The sequence below is a fragment of the Neptunomonas phycophila genome (genome assembly GCF_001922575.1).
In the GTDB taxonomy this organism is placed as follows: Bacteria; Pseudomonadota; Gammaproteobacteria; order Pseudomonadales; family Balneatricaceae; genus Neptunomonas; species Neptunomonas phycophila.
Genome location: NZ_MRCI01000001.1, coordinates 2,803,785 through 2,820,598 on the forward strand (window position 1 = coordinate 2,803,785; position 16,814 = coordinate 2,820,598).

Annotated in this window: 16 protein-coding genes and 2 tRNA genes; 4 read left to right on the forward strand and 14 right to left on the reverse strand. The window is 46.6% G+C overall.

Going from position 1 to position 16,814, the window contains the following annotated elements; translation table 11 throughout:
• Positions 1 to 34 precede the first annotated feature (34 nt).
• Both BS617_RS12805 and ercA read right to left on the reverse strand, forming a co-directional pair.
• Complete coding sequence (locus BS617_RS12805) at positions 35 to 1,795, reverse strand: PAS domain-containing hybrid sensor histidine kinase/response regulator (protein WP_249263605.1); 1,761 nt, start codon at positions 1,793 to 1,795, stop codon at positions 35 to 37.
• Entirely contained in the window at positions 1,764 to 2,927 is a 1,164-nt protein-coding gene (gene ercA / locus BS617_RS12810; RefSeq protein ID WP_075173172.1) for an alcohol dehydrogenase-like regulatory protein ErcA, read from the reverse strand. Before ercA ends, BS617_RS12805 begins: the two co-directional genes overlap by 32 nt.
• A gap of 374 nt (positions 2,928 to 3,301) precedes the next feature.
• Here ercA and BS617_RS12815 point away from each other — a divergent pair, with 374 nt between their 5' ends.
• Positions 3,302 to 4,429 (forward strand): porin, encoded by a 1,128-nt coding sequence (locus BS617_RS12815; RefSeq protein WP_083610030.1) that lies wholly within the window; start codon positions 3,302 to 3,304, stop codon positions 4,427 to 4,429.
• A 79-nt stretch (positions 4,430 to 4,508) separates the two neighbouring features.
• On the opposite strand, the gene BS617_RS12820 is transcribed toward BS617_RS12815, so the two are convergent.
• From BS617_RS12820 to BS617_RS12830, 3 genes are all read right to left on the reverse strand, one after another.
• Positions 4,509 to 5,465 (reverse strand): DUF808 domain-containing protein, encoded by a 957-nt coding sequence (locus BS617_RS12820; protein WP_075173174.1) that lies wholly within the window; start codon positions 5,463 to 5,465, stop codon positions 4,509 to 4,511.
• Positions 5,466 to 5,873: 408 nt separating this feature from the next.
• Positions 5,874 to 6,359 (reverse strand): GNAT family N-acetyltransferase, encoded by a 486-nt coding sequence (locus BS617_RS12825; protein WP_075173175.1) that lies wholly within the window; start codon positions 6,357 to 6,359, stop codon positions 5,874 to 5,876.
• Positions 6,360 to 6,362: 3 nt separating this feature from the next.
• Entirely contained in the window at positions 6,363 to 6,959 is a 597-nt protein-coding gene (locus BS617_RS12830; RefSeq protein ID WP_075173176.1) for a gamma-glutamylcyclotransferase family protein, read from the reverse strand.
• A gap of 233 nt (positions 6,960 to 7,192) precedes the next feature.
• Here BS617_RS12830 and BS617_RS12835 point away from each other — a divergent pair, with 233 nt between their 5' ends.
• A complete protein-coding gene (locus tag BS617_RS12835; protein WP_075173177.1) occupies positions 7,193 to 8,509 on the forward strand; it encodes a peptidoglycan DD-metalloendopeptidase family protein in 1,317 nt (438 codons plus the stop codon).
• On the opposite strand, the gene BS617_RS12840 is transcribed toward BS617_RS12835, so the two are convergent.
• From BS617_RS12840 to znuA, 9 genes are all read right to left on the reverse strand, one after another.
• On the reverse strand, positions 8,467 to 10,341 hold the full coding sequence (locus tag BS617_RS12840; protein WP_075173178.1) for a S9 family peptidase: 1,875 nt from the start codon (positions 10,339 to 10,341) through the stop codon (positions 8,467 to 8,469). The two genes, BS617_RS12835 and BS617_RS12840, sit on opposite strands and share 43 nt — an antisense overlap.
• Before the next feature lie 21 nt (positions 10,342 to 10,362).
• On the reverse strand, positions 10,363 to 11,520 hold the full coding sequence (gene pqqE, locus BS617_RS12845; RefSeq protein WP_075173179.1) for a pyrroloquinoline quinone biosynthesis protein PqqE: 1,158 nt from the start codon (positions 11,518 to 11,520) through the stop codon (positions 10,363 to 10,365).
• The gene (pqqD, locus tag BS617_RS12850; RefSeq protein WP_075173180.1) at positions 11,517 to 11,804 is read right to left on the reverse strand and encodes a pyrroloquinoline quinone biosynthesis peptide chaperone PqqD; all 288 of its coding nucleotides are present in this window, start codon (positions 11,802 to 11,804) and stop codon (positions 11,517 to 11,519) included. Before pqqD ends, pqqE begins: the two co-directional genes overlap by 4 nt.
• Positions 11,801 to 12,562, reverse strand: a complete 762-nt coding sequence (gene pqqC, locus BS617_RS12855; RefSeq protein ID WP_075173181.1) for a pyrroloquinoline-quinone synthase PqqC — start codon at positions 12,560 to 12,562, stop codon at positions 11,801 to 11,803. The genes pqqD and pqqC overlap by 4 nt, the downstream gene beginning before the upstream one ends.
• Before the next feature lie 9 nt (positions 12,563 to 12,571).
• Complete coding sequence (gene pqqB, locus BS617_RS12860) at positions 12,572 to 13,492, reverse strand: pyrroloquinoline quinone biosynthesis protein PqqB (RefSeq protein WP_075173182.1); 921 nt, start codon at positions 13,490 to 13,492, stop codon at positions 12,572 to 12,574.
• 119 nt (positions 13,493 to 13,611) lie between these two features.
• On the reverse strand, positions 13,612 to 13,683 hold the full coding sequence (gene pqqA / locus BS617_RS12865) for a pyrroloquinoline quinone precursor peptide PqqA (RefSeq protein ID WP_075173578.1): 72 nt from the start codon (positions 13,681 to 13,683) through the stop codon (positions 13,612 to 13,614).
• A 317-nt stretch (positions 13,684 to 14,000) separates the two neighbouring features.
• A tRNA-Leu gene (locus BS617_RS12870) sits at positions 14,001 to 14,087 on the reverse strand.
• A 75-nt stretch (positions 14,088 to 14,162) separates the two neighbouring features.
• Positions 14,163 to 14,249 (reverse strand) — tRNA-Leu (locus tag BS617_RS12875).
• 119 nt (positions 14,250 to 14,368) lie between these two features.
• Positions 14,369 to 15,331, reverse strand: coding sequence for a zinc ABC transporter substrate-binding protein ZnuA (znuA, locus tag BS617_RS12880; RefSeq protein ID WP_170870353.1), 963 nt, complete (start codon positions 15,329 to 15,331; stop codon positions 14,369 to 14,371).
• Between the two features lie 202 nt (positions 15,332 to 15,533).
• Between znuA and BS617_RS12885 the strand changes: the two genes are divergently transcribed.
• Complete coding sequence (locus BS617_RS12885; RefSeq protein ID WP_075173184.1) at positions 15,534 to 16,028, forward strand: Fur family transcriptional regulator; 495 nt, start codon at positions 15,534 to 15,536, stop codon at positions 16,026 to 16,028.
• On the forward strand, positions 16,025 to 16,798 hold the full coding sequence (gene znuC, locus BS617_RS12890; protein WP_075173185.1) for a zinc ABC transporter ATP-binding protein ZnuC: 774 nt from the start codon (positions 16,025 to 16,027) through the stop codon (positions 16,796 to 16,798). Before BS617_RS12885 ends, znuC begins: the two co-directional genes overlap by 4 nt.
• Positions 16,799 to 16,814 lie beyond the last annotated feature (16 nt).

Genomic DNA, 16,814 nt, shown 5'->3' on the forward strand with positions numbered 1-16,814 from the left:
AACCATTTATTAACGTTATATCACGTAGTTGCGTTTAGCCTGCGGTGCTTACCGTTAGCATATGGGCTAACAGTGCGCGTAGTTTGCCCGGTTTTACCGGTTTGTTTAGCACTTGGACCCCACCTGAACGCAGTATCTTGAGATCGGGATCATGCCGCTCTGCCGTAATCAAAGCGGTTGGCAATCGACCAAAAGACTCATCTAAGTCGGCCAGCGCATCCAGCGCCGTCGCGTTATCGTTCAAGTGGAAATCTAATAAAGTGGCACGCGGAACGACCCCTTCATCATCTAACAGTTCGATAGCGGCTTGTGCACTTTCCGCTGTGTATGCCGTTAGCCCCCACTGTGTTAGCAGGGCTGCCATGCTCATGAGAATTTCAGGCTCATTATCAACCACCAGCACAGCTTCACCTGAGAAGTGCCCAGCCGCCACTGGCGCTGGGCGAGCTTTCATTGCAGCGGGCTTTGCATCACTCAAAGGGACCGACACACGGAACACGGATCCTCGACCTGGCACAGATTGCACACTTACTTTGTGGTTTAAAACCCGCGAAATGCGCTCGACTATCGCCAACCCCAAACCAACGCCTTTACGCTCGCCGTTTCGATGTTGAGATAGTTGATTAAATTCACGAAAAATATCACTCATTGCGTCGCTAGGAATACCATCGCCGGTATCCCACACTTCAATCGACAATTCTCCACTACGTTTGCGTGCGGCTACAAGTACACCCCCGGTGTCGGTATAACGCAGTGCATTACTCACAAAATTGCGCAAAATACGCATCAACAAGCGCGCGTCACTGTAAACCATGACATCACTATCTTTCACCCGCAGCTGTAAGTTACTTTGCTCGGCAACAGCCTGAAACTCAGTAGATAGCGTGTTGAATAACTGCGCGATATGAAAATCGCAACAATCAGCCTGCACCGCGTTTTGGTCTAATTTAGAAATATCCAACAGGTCTGTTAATAGCTCTTCGGCACTGTCGAGCGCCACATGAATCCGTTCCACTAAGTGCTGGTCATCGGTTGCCAGGGACCGCTCACGCAGTGTAGATACCAACAAACGCGCCGCATTCATCGGCTGCAATAGGTCGTGACTAGCCGCAGCCAAGTACTTATCTTTACTCTGGTTTGCTGCAACAGCCTGTTCTTTCGCCTCTTGCAGCGCATGCTGAACAAGGGAGCGCTCTGCTATTTCATCCCTTAGCTGAGCATTTACACTCTCCAATGCCTCGGTTCGCGCTAAAACGCGCGCTTCAAGCTCTTCATTAAGCTTACGCAAACGCATCTGATCATTTACACGCTCAGTGATATCCTGAACAAACGCCTCAAAGGTGGTATCACTAACCTCTTCTTTAAGTAGAACGTTCATCGAGACGTAGATAGTCTCTCCATCCGCCCGAACTAAGCGCGTCTCGTAGCGAAATACTTTTCCATCTCGTTTAAGTCGTTCTAGTAAAATATGAAAATCGAGAGACTGGAAAAATAGGTCATTACCTAAAAATTCTACGCGCTGCGTCAGCTCTGAGTCGGACGCATAACCGCAAATACGGGCCATAGCTGGATTTGCAATACGGATACGACCTTTCATATCCGCCTGAAAAATACCATGTAACGCGTTATCAAAAATCCATTTGTAACGGTTACGCTCAGCTTCAAGCTCATCCAGTTTTTGAGATAGTTCAGAATAATAGTTTTTTCGCGCTGAATGGTTTCCCAGCCCCATCAACTCTTCTACAGTTGCTGGTTTGTGCTCGTCATAACGCTTCTTCATAGACCACTTCGACATCACGCTGATTGGATCTTCTTGGGTTGGTCAAAATACACGGATCTGTCATCGCCTTAGCCGATAGTATGGGGATATCCGAAGGCGTAACCCCATTAATGCCTAACTTCTGAGTGAGTCCTACATTCGCTTTCAGTGCGACTAAGTGTTGAATCAAGCGCTGCTTCACTTGCAAAGTGGTTAGCCCTCGAACATCAATACCTAAGGTCTGCGCGATCACCTTAAAACGGCTTTCTGCTTCGGGGTAATTAAAATTAATAACATGTTCTAACAGCATGGCATTACACAAGCCATGCGGTAAATCTAAAAAGCCTCCTAAGCTATGCGACATAGCATGCACAGCACCAAGAATGGCATTAGAAAATGCTAAGCCGGCCTTCATAGAGCCCAGCATAATCTGCTCCCTCAGGAAGATATCCTTAGGGTTATTCACTAAATCAACAAGATGCGTATTTATAATGCGAATAGCATCTAATGCATGCATGTCGGTTAAAGGGCCGGCTCCTGTAGACACAAATGCCTCGATGGCATGCACCAGCGCATCAACCCCTGTACACGCACTTAAAAAAGGATCTACAGTGACTGTCGTTTCCGGATCTATCAGCGATACATCCGGTACAACAGATTTACTCACAATAGATACTTTAATCATCTCGGCCTGATCAGAAATAATCGCAAATTGCGAAACATCCGCGGAGGTACCGGCCGTCGTGGGCACAAAAATAAGCGGCGGAATAGGACGGTCGATCATATCCACACCAACAAACTCAAGTATATGACGGCCATGGGTACTCACTATGCCAATTCCCTTAGCACAATCCATTGGGCTGCCGCCGCCTACTCCTACTATAACGTTACAACCTTGCTCAATATAAAACTCTGCACCGGCCATCACTTCTTCGCATCGTGGATTAGGCGATACATTTGTGAACACGGCATAGTCGATATCTTGCGCTTCTAAGCTAGCGATAACATCGGCTACCCAGCCTGCGGCAACTACCCCGGGATCTGAAACAATAAGCACTTTGCGCGCACCAAATGTAGACGCGTAATTTGCAACCGTGTGACGAGCTCCGGCACCAAAAATAATTTCGGGCGAAACAAACTTTCGTAGGTTTGAGATATCAGAAGCCATAACTGCCTTTTAGACCCAGCCGCTTTATGTCGCTGCTTTAGTTATAATAAGTATATTGAGCATAACCTAATCGAGGATAAGAAGTTTACCGCTCATTTTCAATGCACAAACATTGCGCCATTAGTTATAGACCCTGCCGTTAGGAGCAAATGCTGCATGTGCGCCATAAACATACACTGAGGTAGTAAGCCCGGTGTTAAGCCCAGACCACACCTTAGCGCGTACTTCCTGTACCTTCTCTTCACCCCTAAACCTAGGTTGCACAGTCTACCTCCACTAAACACCCGCAAGCTAAGCACCAAAGAGGCATTCTGTAACCCGAGTCTTCACCGGAAGATAAAAGGGCATCTAACAATAATAATTTCGGGGCAACCATGAAAAAGAATACTCCTCTATCGTTCCACTCTTGCGTAAAAATGACGACGCTAGCAGTCGCCATCAGCGGTGCTACATATGCATCGGCTGGTATTGAGCTTTATAACCAAGACGGCACTACGTTTGCTGCGGACGGTTTAATCAATACATTTTACGTACACTCAAAAGTAGATGACCAAGATAACAGCCTAGATCGCACACAATCGCGCGTTAAAATGGGCTTCCTACCCAACTACATAGGCTTTAATGCTGGCAAACAAATGGGTGACCTTAAACTAGGCGCTCGCTCATCTTTTTGGGTATCAATTAATGATGCCAACAGCAATTTAACGTCTACAGGCATCGATGTTCGTCAGTTTTACGGCACTGTCGATAGCGACTGGGGACAAGTATTAATTGGTAAGGACTTTTCACTGTTTAACCGCAGCAACATAATGAGTGATGAGATTCTGCTAGGTTATGGTCAAGTGGCAAGCGACGGTTTAGTCGACGGACAAGGAGTATCTTTCGGTAATATAGGCGCGGGCTACCTTTACCCATTCCCAAATGCTCAAATCACCTACCGCACTCCGGACATGAACGGCTTAAAATTAGCGGTGGGTTTGATGGACCCATCGAAATCAGATTCGGGATCTGAAGAAAGCTCTCCACGACTTGAAGCCGAATTAACCTACGGCGCAAACTTAACGCCAGACGTACCCGTAAAATTTTGGGTAAGCGGTATGACCCAAAGTTCTGATAACGGATCCAACGACATTGACTCGAATGGCTTCGCATACGGCGCAAACATTAAATTCTCTGGTTTATCATTGACCGCTTCTGGCTTTACAGCCGAAGGAGTAGGAGCCGCAGGACTATCCAACTTAGTAACGGATAAAGATGCGGATGTAGACGGCTGGTTAGTACAAGCTTCTTACAGCTTTGGCAATGAACGCTTAGTACTATCTCACGGCGAAAACAGCGGCGGGACTACTGACGGAGCTGACAACCTCGATTTAGAAAACTCAACCGTGGCTTGGTTCCATTCGATCAACAGTAACCTCACATTGGTCGCTGAATACGATCGTTCCCAAACAGACACCCGTGACACTGATTCGTTAGCGCTGGGTGCTGTGCTTACTTGGTAAGCTAATCATTAAATAACTAGCCACGTTACGCATCCCCCTTCAATGCATAACGTGGCTTTTTATTATCTAGGCTTGCAGGTTATTCATGGGCCGCGCCCGAAACACCCAATACTTTTTTACCTAAGGTAATAATCAACAACACAACCGCACCCGCAGCGATACCTAACAACGCATCTAGGAAAGTCGGTGTTAATACAGATAAAAAGCCGATAACGGGCCATGTAGCCACTATATCCGCAACATGCGCAATCCAGTGATGCACGGCAGGAATACCATGAGCTAAAATACCACCACCCACCATAAACATAGCGGCAGTCCCGACAATGGATAACGTTTTCATTAGCTTAGGGGCCGCCAGCAAAAGAAAATGACCAAATGCTTGTCCGATAGTCTTCGACTCTCCTTCCACATGATCACGCATTAAATACAGACCTAGATCATCTAGTTTGACAATACCGGCCACCAACCCATATACCCCAACCGTGATAATAATCGCTATACCGATCAACACCGCCAGCTGGGTTGTTAACGCCGCCCCCGCAACAGTGCCTAAAGTAATCACTATAATTTCAGCGGATAAAATAAAATCTGTACGAATAGCACCTTTGATTTTGTTCTTTTCAAAAGCCACCAAATCAACTTCAGTGTCTTCAACAGCCGCTTTCAATTTTTCTTTGTGGGCTTGATCTTCTTCTGGACTATGCAAAAACTTATGAGCAATTTTCTCAAACCCCTCAAAGCACAAAAATAAGCCTCCCATCATCAGCAAGGGCGTTATTAACCAAGGTATAAAGTAGCTTATCGCGAGTGCGGCGGGCACCAAAATAAGCTTATTTAGCATTGAGCCTTTAGCCACAGCCCATACTACTGGCAGCTCTCGATCAGCACGTACCCCTGATACTTGCTCAGCATTGAGCGCCAAATCATCACCAAGCACACCCGCTGTTTTTCGGGCAGCCACTTTAGTCATTGCGGCTACATCATCTAACAGAGTCGCGATATCATCAATTAACGCGAACAAACTTGAACCTGCCATATTGAACTCTCTTCCTTTTTACTGACATCAGCTACACGCAGCATAACGGATCTGTATGAACCTTGTCTTATTTCTTGCACCTATCTATGGGATTAAATTGATTAAAGACTCATCGCGTAGATGTAGTGAATAAAACGGAAGAATTCGCCCTAGAAAGAGCAGATAAAAAAAGACCCACACAGTGTGCGGGCCTGAAAGAGTACGTAAGCTACTAACTTACCAACAAGAAAAAAATCACCAGGGATGGCAACAGAGTAAAGCAAAGAAAAAAGCGAAACTGTTATGCGCTTATTTCAAAACAACGAGGATATTATGATGCAATGCAATATAAATTACTCTGCTGCAAAAGCAGGAAAATTAGTACTACTTTAGTTTGTGAACTTTAGTGGTTAAAAAACAGCCAACAGATTAGAGGGGTTTATACATCGTATTATTTATCAACACACTAGCGTTTCTTTTGATGGAGTTGGTACTGCCTTTTATAAACCCATGCGATGAAAAAAAGCCCTGTGCATTAAGTGCAACATTGGCATAAAGGCGAGTAGCGCCTAACTCACGAACAGCGGCTTCAACAGCCAACAACAAAGCAGACGCTACTTTTTTACCTTGCCATTGAGGGTCAATATAAAAGCAATCTATGTAGCCATCCTCTCTCCACTCGGCAAAGCCAATAGGACAATTATTTGGCGACCGCACCACAAGCGGCTTTGTGGATAAAAACCGCTGTTGAAAAACCTCATGATCATCTGCACTACTGGCCCACGTTTCTCGTTCTAATGCCGTGTAAAAACAATCGTCGATAGCTAAAACTGCACGCCTAAATATATCCACTAATTGGCTTGCATCATCAGGCTGAAAAGGCCTAACTTCCCAACAATACGGCGCGTTAGTCATCACTTAACCAGCTTGGTGGTAACTGGTTATCGTACAAATACGCCCTGCAGAGACGACTTCTAAATGAGGCTTTAACAAGTCCGTATCTAATGATGTTTGTACACGTGGATACCTTGGCTGTTGTCGATCATTGAGTATTGCATGCTCCCATCCACCCGTGCTCGATATAAATTCTGATGCAAAGCTTTCATTGATCGATAAACATCCAGCTAAAATAACATCAGCATAACTTAATGCGATTGGAGCTTGATCATTAGGCGGGGTGACTGTCTCTGTGTGGTAGATCCAAACCACCCCTTCAGGCAATGTAGTTTCATACCCTTGAATCTGCGTCATGGGGACTTGCGCTCGTAAATAACCGGCCTCGCGCTCGTCAAACAAAGGCAATTCAGTTTCATCAATTTCAACCAACACCCCGTTGCAAAAACTATTAGAGCGCTGAACCACTGCGACTGAACTCATTCCGAATTCGGGCGACATCACCGACCAATGACGCTGAAACCCGATAACTTTAGCAGGCCAAGAGCGGCCCGTTTGGCCCGTTTTTGCACGGCTATCGGCATTAATCAAACTACCGTAGCCAAAAATATAGTGCTGCATAAAAAGTAGGTTCCGTCAGACAATTTCTAAGGAGGCTAAAAACAACTGGCGGGAGTGTGTTTACCCGTTCCAGGAAGAATGTGTCATATAACTATAAGTTTTCAGCCAAATTACATGAATAAATACCTATAAACCGATAATTTTACGGGTGTTTAAGGGATCAAACTTGGCTTTATAGGGTCAATACGCTACCTTTACAATATTTAGCACACACACTGCGTGGTTTTCCATATATGCGCCAAGTTTTATCCTATGCAGATCGTTTTTGGGCTCAGCTGCCATCCGCCCATAAACTTATTACGATCATCCTGACACTCGCCGTTTTAGGTTTCATCTTTATTGGCGGCCACAATAATAGCAAACAGCTTGAACTGCCTAAAATCGCAGCCACTCAATTAGAAAATATTGATACACACGAAAGCGATGACTGGCAAGAATCTAATAACGAACTGTTTGTGCCAGAAGATTATTACTACACGATTGGCAAAGGCGATACGTTAAGTCAGATTTTTGACATGCTACGTATTCCACAAGCAACCATGTACGAAATACTCGAGTCCGATTTAGCCGTCTTGGCTCTGGATACGATAAAGCCTGGGGATAACTTACGCTTTTGGATGAATCCAGATACTCACGAACTAAGCAAACTCGAACTTGAATTTAGCCGAGCACACATCGTTACCTATCAACGTGCAGCGGGCGGTTTTGAATACAGTGAAACCATTCTGCCTGGCGTTTGGCAACAAGAGGTTGTTGCCGGTTCAGTTAAAGGCAGCTTCTACCAATCTGCCCAAAAGGTAGGACTCAACGCCAATGAAATCATGTCGATTTCAGCCTTATTCAAAGACAAAATGAATTTTAACAAAGGCTTTCGCCGTGGCGACACCTTTGAAGTAATCCGCTCACGCCAAACCATTGATGGCTATGAAACGGGCGATTCGCGTATCGAAGCCATCCGCATTAACAGCCAAAAACGCGAACTAACCGCCTTTTTATACAAAGACAGTTATTACGACAAAAACGGTACCGGTATGGAGCGTGCTTTCTCGCGTATCCCTCTTAAAACCAAAGCGCGTATTTCTTCCAACTTTAACCCAACACGTCGCCATCCGATTACCCGCTTAATACGCCCTCATAATGGTACCGATTTCGCGGTAGGTGTGGGTACGCCAGTGTACTCGACGGGTGATGGTGTCGTTGAGGAAGTCGTTAAAAACCCTTATGCCGGCTTATACATCAAGATAAAACACGGTCAAAAATACAAAACCCGCTACTTACACCTGAGCAAATCCCTTGTTCACAAAGGCCAAGCGGTAACACGTGGCCAGAAGATAGCACTATCGGGTAACAGTGGCCGCTCTACCGGTGCTCACCTTCATTACGAACTGCATGTTAATAACCGTCCGGTTAATGCAATGGGTGATAATGTGCCGATTATGACCGAAATAGAAGGCAACGAGCGCAAAGCCTTTAAAGCACAGGTGGCTCAGCAAATGGACAAAATGAGTCATTTAAAATTAGCATTGCTAACCAGCTCTAAGAAAAACTGATACTCCTTTTCCAGCGCGTCAACTTGGTTGACGTGCTGGCGAAGGCCGTGCCCTTCTTCCGCGTAATAATGCACCTTAACCCGAGTATGCTGCGCCAACAAACGAGCCATTTCGCGAGTTTGTTCAGGCACCACAACCTTATCTAGCTCTCCTTGAAAGAAGATGACTGGCACGGTGATATCTTTGCTGTGAGTAAAAGGCGCACGGGCTTGATAACGACCTATATCTCGATAGGGGTCTCCAATCAGCCAATCGAGATAATGCGACTCAAACTTATGCGTTGCTTTTGTAAGGGCGAGCGGATCGGTTACACCGTATAAACTTGCCCCTCCAGCAAAACAATCACTCGCCACTAAGGCTGATAATGCGGTAAACCCTCCTGCACTACTGCCTCGTATAAAAACAGCATCGGCATTAACACGATTACCATCGACAAGCGCCTGCACGGCCTTAATCGCATCCTCAACATCACTAATCCCCCACTGCTGATGAAGGGACAACCGGAACGAGCGACCAAATCCGGTACTTCCTCGATAATTCAGATCCAAAACCGCAAACCCTCGCTGCGCCCAATACTGAATCTTGGGCTGCAAGGTCGGGTATGTAGAGGCCGAAGGGCCTCCGTGCAAAAAAACAACCAAAGGAGGCGGCTCGGCGTTACAACCGGACTCAGCAGGAGAATAAAAAAAGCCTTGAATATGATCGTTACCGACAGCGAACACGATGGATTCAGGCGTTACAACGCTCGAAGCCGGTTGCGGCCACGTGCTAGTGGTTAGCTCTTCGACTTGACCTGACAGACGATCAACTTGGATAACCACAGGCAATTGAGCAGGCGAAGCAGCCACACAATACAGATGCGTCTCACTCGCCGTTAACGACTGAAAATGACTATACTCAGACGCTAATTCTCGTTTTTGTTGGCCTGCTTCATATGCTAATAATGAGGCTCGCGCTTGGCTAAACGCAATGATGAAACACTCGGTATCCGCCATCACATAATGACGTGCACCAAACTGCCAAGGAGCCGTCATGCACTCGGCTTCCATCGAGCAAACAACACTTACCTTGGATGATGCCCCCAAGTGACTAACAGGCTGGCAAACATTCCACCAGCCATCCTGATCAGATACAGCAAACACTTGTCCTGCACTATCAAACTGAGGTTGATGAACAGACTGATCATTACCCTGCCCTGCAATTATACGGTGCTCAGCTATTTGGCCTTGAGCATTCAGCGCGGCTAAATGCCACTGGGACGCCGTCCAAGGCTGTTCAGGATGATCCCACGTTATAAAGGATAATTGATTCCCATCGTGCGAGAGTGCTGGATCTACATAAAAATCATGACCTTCATGCAGCAACGCCCGTGACCCATCTTCTAATGAGATAGCCACAAGGCGATTAATCACATCATCGGGCCGGATATGGTCTTCTTCAATGGCAATAATCCGGTGGTGATGCGAATCATAAACAGGATTGCCATAGCGTATCTCAGGGGCATCGGTAAGACGGTCGGGGTGCCTGTCGCCAAAGCTCTGAACATATAGTTGTTGGTCTTTTTGATTAACAAAGACCCATTCATCATCACTGATTAGACACCAACTCAGCCCGCCATATTCATGGACTCGTGAGCGTACGTCAAAATTCTCGGGAGTTAAATTCTCAGACCGCCCGTTAGACCAGCAAACAAGACAATTGCGACCTCCTAGCTCAGGACAATACTCAACCCAAAAAACATCATTTCGGCGATTACAAGCCAGTTGCCCGTAAGCTTTCAAACCAGCCACCGCTTTATCAGCGGATATGGGCTGATTAACGTCTTGGTTCATAAATCACCCAAGCGGGTTGAACTAGCCTTTATAGAAGACACGAGAATTACGCTCGTTTCTAAACAGCAGAGGCTCAGTGGCCGGCAGCTCGGCTTCGGCACGGGCATTCAAAATAAGCCCGTGATGTTCAGACTTACTGCACACAGGATCAGCATTCGTTGCGTCGCCCGTTAGCATGTATGCCTGACAGTGACAGCCACCAAAGTCCTTATCCTTTTCGTCACACGAACGACAAGGCTCTTGCATCCAATCGTCACCCCGAAAATGGTTAAACCCCGGTGACTCATCCCAAATTTGTTGAAGAGACATATCACGCACATTTGGGAACTCTATCGGCAGCATTCGCGCACTATGACAAGGCAGCGCTTGTCCATCAGGCGTCACTGTTAAAAAGACCTGCCCCCAACCATTCATGCAGGCTTTAGGACGCTCTTCATAGTAATCCGGTGTTACAAAGATCAGCTTAATAGGATGACCTTGAGCCGCCAGCTTAGCTCGATATTCATTAGTAATACGCTCTGCGCGCTCTAATTGTGCTCGTGTGGGCATCAACTGCTGACGATTCTCAAACGCCCAACCGTAATACTGACACGTAGCGAGCTCTACATAGTCCGCCTCAAGCTCAATACACAGCTCAATAATCCGGTCTATTTGGTCAATGTTATGGCGATGCGTTACAAAGTTAAGCACCATAGGATAACCTTGAGCTTTAACCTCACGAGCCATTTTTAGCTTTTGCTGAAAAGCCTTGGCCGAACCTGCCAGCATATTATTGACAGTCTCGTCGCTGGCTTGAAAACTAACTTGAATATGATCCAGACCGGCTTCGCGAAAAGACTCAACCTTGCGCTCGTTTAAACCAACACCCGAGGTAATGAGGTTTGTGTAGTATCCCATTTGACGAGCTTCGCGGATTAGGACGTCTAAATCCTGACGAACAAGCGGCTCTCCGCCCGAAAATCCTAACTGCACCGCTCCCAGCTTACGGCCTTCTTCAAAGACGCGGACCCACTCCTGTGTGGATAACTCGTTATCATTAAAGCCTGCAAAGTCTTTGGGGTTAGAGCAATAAGGGCACTGCAAGGGACATTTGTACGTTAACTCGGCTAACAACCAGAGCGGCTGCCCATGAGTTTTAGGTAAGCTTGTGGGTAGGCCTTGGCAGGCACCGCCACTCATGACGCCACCCAACGAATCCAATGCTGTGCTAATGCATCCAGCATAAACGCTTTCACATCATCATCAACACCACCCGCATCAGGGTATTTAGCATTGAGTAGGTTAATAATATCGCCGACAGATCGCTTGGCATCCACTACGGATAAAATTTCACCGGCAGGGCCATTCAACTTAACCATACCCTCAGGGTATAACAACACATGCGCTTGCTGAGCTTCTTCCCACTGAAAACGAAACATCGCTTCAAGTTCCGGAATCGCATCGACATCTATCAGCTCACTCATAGTACTAACCCCTTGTGGTAGACACGCTCATCCGTCACCGTATGGTAAGGTGGTCGATTTAGCTCATACGCCATGGTCATCGCATCCAGCATACTCCACAAAACATCCAGCTTAAATTGCAAGATCTCTAACATCCGGTCCTGTTCCGGACGCGTTGTATAATGATCTAATGTAATGTGCAGGCCATGCTCTACATCCCGACGCGCTTCAGACAAGCGCTGACGGAAATATTGATAACCTTCAGGCTTAACCCAAGGGTAGTGGGTAGGCCAAGTATCCAAGCGGTTTTGATGAATCGTAGGAGCAAACAACTCAGTTAACGACGAGCTAGCCGCTTCTTGCCACGTTGCCCTGCGCGCAAAATTCACATAAGCATCCACCGCAAAACGCACCCCGGGCAGCACATGTTCTTGTGAGATCATTTCTTCTCGGGTTAACCCGACCGCCTCTCCTAAACGCAGCCAAGCCTCAATACCACCAATAGCACCGTCATAGCCATCATGATCCAGAATGCGTTGGATCCACTGACGGCGAGTATCTCGATCAGTACAATTCGCTAGAATAGCTGCGTCTTTTACCGGAATGCTCACTTGATAATAGTAGCGATTTGCAACCCACCCACGGATTTGCTCTGGCGTGCAAAGACCATCATACATAGCAATGTGATAGGGATGCTGGGTGTGATAAAAGCGACCTTTGGCGCGTAACGCCTGCTCAAACTCATCACGTGTCATTGGTGCTTGTGCATCAGTGCTCATAAACCACTCCTACAGCTCGATACGCATCCCGTCGTATGCTACTTCAATACCATGCTCAACGACGGTTTGTCGTTCAACAGAATCTTCATCCAAGATTGGGTTTGTGTTGTTGATATGAATCAGTACCTTGCGTGGTTTATCCAGCGTATCCAAATACGCCAACATACCGTTCTCGCCTGTTTGAGGTAAGTGCCCCATAGTCACGCCTAGCTTATCGCCGACGCCTGCCACAATCATTTCGTCTTCCTGCCATAGCGTACCATCAACTAACAAACAGTCAGCATTAGACATCAGCGGATGCAGGTGCGGCTCAATCTTACCTAGCCCTGGCGCGTAAAATAGTGTCTTACCTGTCGTCGTATCTTCTAACAAAATACCGATATTGTCGCCGGGATGAGGGTCGTTACGGTGTGGAGAATACGGCGGCGCACTGCTGCGTAATGGGATTGGCGTTAGCTTAATTTCAGGTACTTTAGGCACTGTAAAGCTGTTATCAGGTTGATCAACTGTGATCTCGTGGCGATTAATACCGCCGTTCCAGTGCTTAAGCATAGTAAACACGGGGAAGCCGGTTGTTAAGTCTTGGTAAACCATATCGGTGCACCAAATATCATGCGGACAGCCTTCACGCAGCATCAACAAGCCCGTCGTGTGATCAATTTGGCTATCCATATATACGATGCCCGCCACACCGGTATCTCGAATAGCGCGAGCGGGCTGCATTTCGGGAAACGCTGCAAATTGTGCCAAGATATCAGGGGACGTATTAAACAAAATCCAATCAGTCCCATTCATACTCGCGGCGATTGATGATTGAGTGCGCGCCTTGGCATTCAACGTACCGTCGCGAAAACCTTTACAATTACGGCAATTACAATTCCACTGCGGAAAACCGCCACCTGCGGCTGACCCTAAAACCTGTATTTTCATATAAGACTCAGTGCTCGGAAGAGTGGTGAATTCGTTATTATTATAGATACATAATCAGAACAAGCGCCGAGGAGCATGAACCCGACGCCTGTTTAAGCACCTTGTAGGTGCTGTAAAACTTAACGGTTTGCGAAGTACATTGTTACTTCAAAACCAATACGCATATCTTGATAAGCGGGTTTAGTCCACATGATAACTACCTCATTTGTTGTTATTGGGATTGTCCTAAGACTTCTCACATCATAGGAAAGGTCTAGCAGCACAAATATGGTACTTTGGAACGAAAAATGGCTTTTTAACCCTGTACCAGTGGATAAGATAGCACCCAAAAATGTGTTTCCGACCTCATAAAAGAGACTATAGATAGCACAACAAAGTTCATTAACCTGATATCAGAAAACCAATTAACAAATAAAAACAATAGGTTACAAAGGCGGCATTGGGTATTAAGGGAATGCTAACTAGGCGGCAACAAAAAAACGTTACCAGAGGGGCATTAAAAACCGATTGGTGCAGATGGGGAGACTCGAACTCCCACGCCCGTGAGGGCACCAGCACCTGAAGCTGGCGTGTCTACCAATTCCACCACATCTGCATCGGTGTGTGTTTAAAGAGCCACCGCTCTATTCTTTTCGCACCCTACTTAACTCGTTGGAGAAAGTTTTAAGTATGGTGCAGATGGGGAGACTCGAACTCCCACGCCCGTGAAGGCACCAGCACCTGAAGCTGGCGTGTCTACCAATTCCACCACATCTGCTCGAAAGAGGGCAGCATTATATAGACAGCTTTTTTAATTGGGAAGCGATTTCAATAAGATTTAGCCAGCCATAAAAAGTCACAAAATACAGCGGCTTTTTGTCTAATAAACGAGCAATGTTAAGGGGCTAAACAGGTATAAAATGGTTGCGCAAAATCAGCCAGAAAGCGCTGATAAGCCCCTGCACCCAAAACCACATTCTGCCCCAACGGATCAACTTCAGACACCTTAGCATCCGTGCCTGCCACAATAGAGGCGACAACGGCACTACTGAACTGAGGCTCACTAAACACGCATACCGCTTGGCTGGACTCAACTGTGTCTCGCAGCTCGCCTAGATGTTTTGCACCGGGCTTGCGCGATGGATTAATCGTTACAGAACCCAGTTGCATGAGGTTGTAATGTTCGATAAAGCGTCCGTACGCATCATGAAATACGAGGAAGCCTCGGTCAGACAACGGTGCGAATACTGACATCAAGGCTCTATCTTGTTGAATTAATGATGCCGTAAACCGGTCAAGGTTCTGATCCAGCAATGCCTTTAAGTGTGGGAAGTGCTGTACAAGCGCAGCATGGATGGCATCGGCTATTGCCAGTGCGTGATGAGGATCTAACCAAATGTGAGGATCTACTCCTCCATGGTCATGACCATCTCCCTCTTCATCATAATGATCTTCCTCATGGTGGTGCTCATGCTCATGCTCATGCTCGTCAACATCTTCCTCACCTGAATGAATCATTTCTTCTGTTAATAACTTAATGGTTAGAGCACTCGTTTGCGACAACGGCTTTACTAAAAATCGCTCTAATTCAGGGCCTATCCAGATCACAACATCAGCATTAGTCAGCATGCGAGCATCCGAAGGCTTAAGCGAGTATTGATGTGGTGAAGCACCTGCAGGCAATAAAACCTCCGGTTCAACAATACCATCGAGCAAATCACTGGCGATCAGTTGTACTGGAATGATACTGGCCACTACTGAAGGTGGCTTTTCCTGATTAGCATGAGCAGCAGGAAAGCTAATTGAAAAAGCTAATGCTAAAGGCATTAAAAGAGAAGAGAATCGAGATATAGCGCGCATGTTCAAATCCATAATTAGTTACTGTTATAATATAACAAAACATTATTTAACTAGCTATGCGTTCTCTGCTATTTTGTCGTTGCTTTAAGGCTCGTTAGTTGTACTCCAGATCTTTTAGCCCGCTAGGCTTCATAGTCGAGCACCAAAAGCGTTATTATATAACATACTCATCTCCCGCTAACCGAGATCACGGATAACCACCATGACAAATGTCGATATTGCCTTTCAGCCCGAGCACGATCACGGGCACTGCATCAATCAGGCGCTGCACGATGCAGCTGAACTGTGTCGCAGCCGACAGTTACGGTTAACACCGATCCGTGAGCTGGTACTCAAGCTTATATGGCAAAGCCATAAGCCATTAGGTGCGTATGATATTTTACCGGCATTGGCAGATGCGGGGTTCAACTCGGCCCCACCAACCGTTTATCGGGCTCTTGATTTTTTACAAGAGCAAGGGCTAGTTCACAGAATTGCTTCGTTAAATGCGTTTATGGGCTGTAATCACCCTGAAAACCACTGCCATAACAGCTTTCTTATATGCAGGCAGTGCCACAGTGCCGTAGAGCTTGAATCCCCAGCTATTAGTAAAGCCGTAAAAAAGACAGCATCCGAGATTGGTTTTGCCGTGGAATCAGAAACTATCGAAATAGCCGGAACATGCCCTGCTTGTCTGACTAAAGGCCAACCCGAATGAGTGCCCCTTTAGATATCATTCGACTAAAAGATGTCAATGTACAGTTTGGCCACAACCATGTGCTGCAACAGGTTAACCTGCACTTGCATCGTGATTGCATCACAACCCTAATAGGCCCCAATGGTGCAGGGAAAACAACCTTGGTTAGAGTGGTATTAGGGCTAATTAAGCCATCAAGCGGCAACGTGTGGCGACAACCGAGCCTACGCATAGGCTACATGCCACAAAAACTATTGATTGACCGTACCTTCCCCTTAACCGTTAAGCGTTTCTTACAAACCACGCGCACCAAAGCGCTAGCTCCTATAAAAACAGCCTTAGAGGATGTGAATGCAAGCCACTTACTTGAGCACTCAATGCATGACCTCTCCGGTGGCGAAACACAACGTGTTATGTTGGCACGGGCGTTATTACAAGATCCCGAGTTGTTAGTGCTAGATGAGCCTGTTCAAGGGGTCGATATTAATGGTCAAATCGAGCTATACAACCTAATAGGCCACATTCGTAAGCAACGCGGCTGTGGCGTTTTGATGATTTCTCATGACCTCCACTTAGTCATGTCGTCTACCGATCACGTCATTTGTCTAAACCGACACGTGTGCTGCTCTGGCAACCCCGAGCATGTGAGTAATGACCCTTCTTTTCGTGAGATGTTTGGTCAACGTGGGGCGGATAGTTTGGCCTTGTATAGTCACCATCATAATCATCAACATGATACGCACGGTGATGTTATTGCTGACCACCCTCACACCGGCGACTGCAAACACTAAGACAGCGATTAGCGAC

Coding starts and splice junctions, on each gene's coding strand:
- BS617_RS12805 (WP_249263605.1), bottom strand. CDS start 1,795: ATGTCGAAGTGGTCTATGAAGAAGCGTTATGACGAGCACAAACCAGCA.
- ercA (WP_075173172.1), bottom strand. CDS start 2,927: ATGGCTTCTGATATCTCAAACCTACGAAAGTTTGTTTCGCCCGAAATT.
- BS617_RS12815 (WP_083610030.1), top strand. CDS start 3,302: ATGAAAAAGAATACTCCTCTATCGTTCCACTCTTGCGTAAAAATGACG.
- BS617_RS12820 (WP_075173174.1), bottom strand. CDS start 5,465: ATGGCAGGTTCAAGTTTGTTCGCGTTAATTGATGATATCGCGACTCTG.
- BS617_RS12825 (WP_075173175.1), bottom strand. CDS start 6,359: ATGACTAACGCGCCGTATTGTTGGGAAGTTAGGCCTTTTCAGCCTGAT.
- BS617_RS12830 (WP_075173176.1), bottom strand. CDS start 6,959: ATGCAGCACTATATTTTTGGCTACGGTAGTTTGATTAATGCCGATAGC.
- BS617_RS12835 (WP_075173177.1), top strand. CDS start 7,193: ATGCGCCAAGTTTTATCCTATGCAGATCGTTTTTGGGCTCAGCTGCCA.
- BS617_RS12840 (WP_075173178.1), bottom strand. CDS start 10,341: ATGAACCAAGACGTTAATCAGCCCATATCCGCTGATAAAGCGGTGGCT.
- pqqE (WP_075173179.1), bottom strand. CDS start 11,520: ATGAGTGGCGGTGCCTGCCAAGGCCTACCCACAAGCTTACCTAAAACT.
- pqqD (WP_075173180.1), bottom strand. CDS start 11,804: ATGAGTGAGCTGATAGATGTCGATGCGATTCCGGAACTTGAAGCGATG.
- pqqC (WP_075173181.1), bottom strand. CDS start 12,562: ATGAGCACTGATGCACAAGCACCAATGACACGTGATGAGTTTGAGCAG.
- pqqB (WP_075173182.1), bottom strand. CDS start 13,492: ATGAAAATACAGGTTTTAGGGTCAGCCGCAGGTGGCGGTTTTCCGCAG.
- znuA (WP_170870353.1), bottom strand. CDS start 15,331: ATGCGCGCTATATCTCGATTCTCTTCTCTTTTAATGCCTTTAGCATTA.
- BS617_RS12885 (WP_075173184.1), top strand. CDS start 15,534: ATGACAAATGTCGATATTGCCTTTCAGCCCGAGCACGATCACGGGCAC.
- znuC (WP_075173185.1), top strand. CDS start 16,025: ATGAGTGCCCCTTTAGATATCATTCGACTAAAAGATGTCAATGTACAG.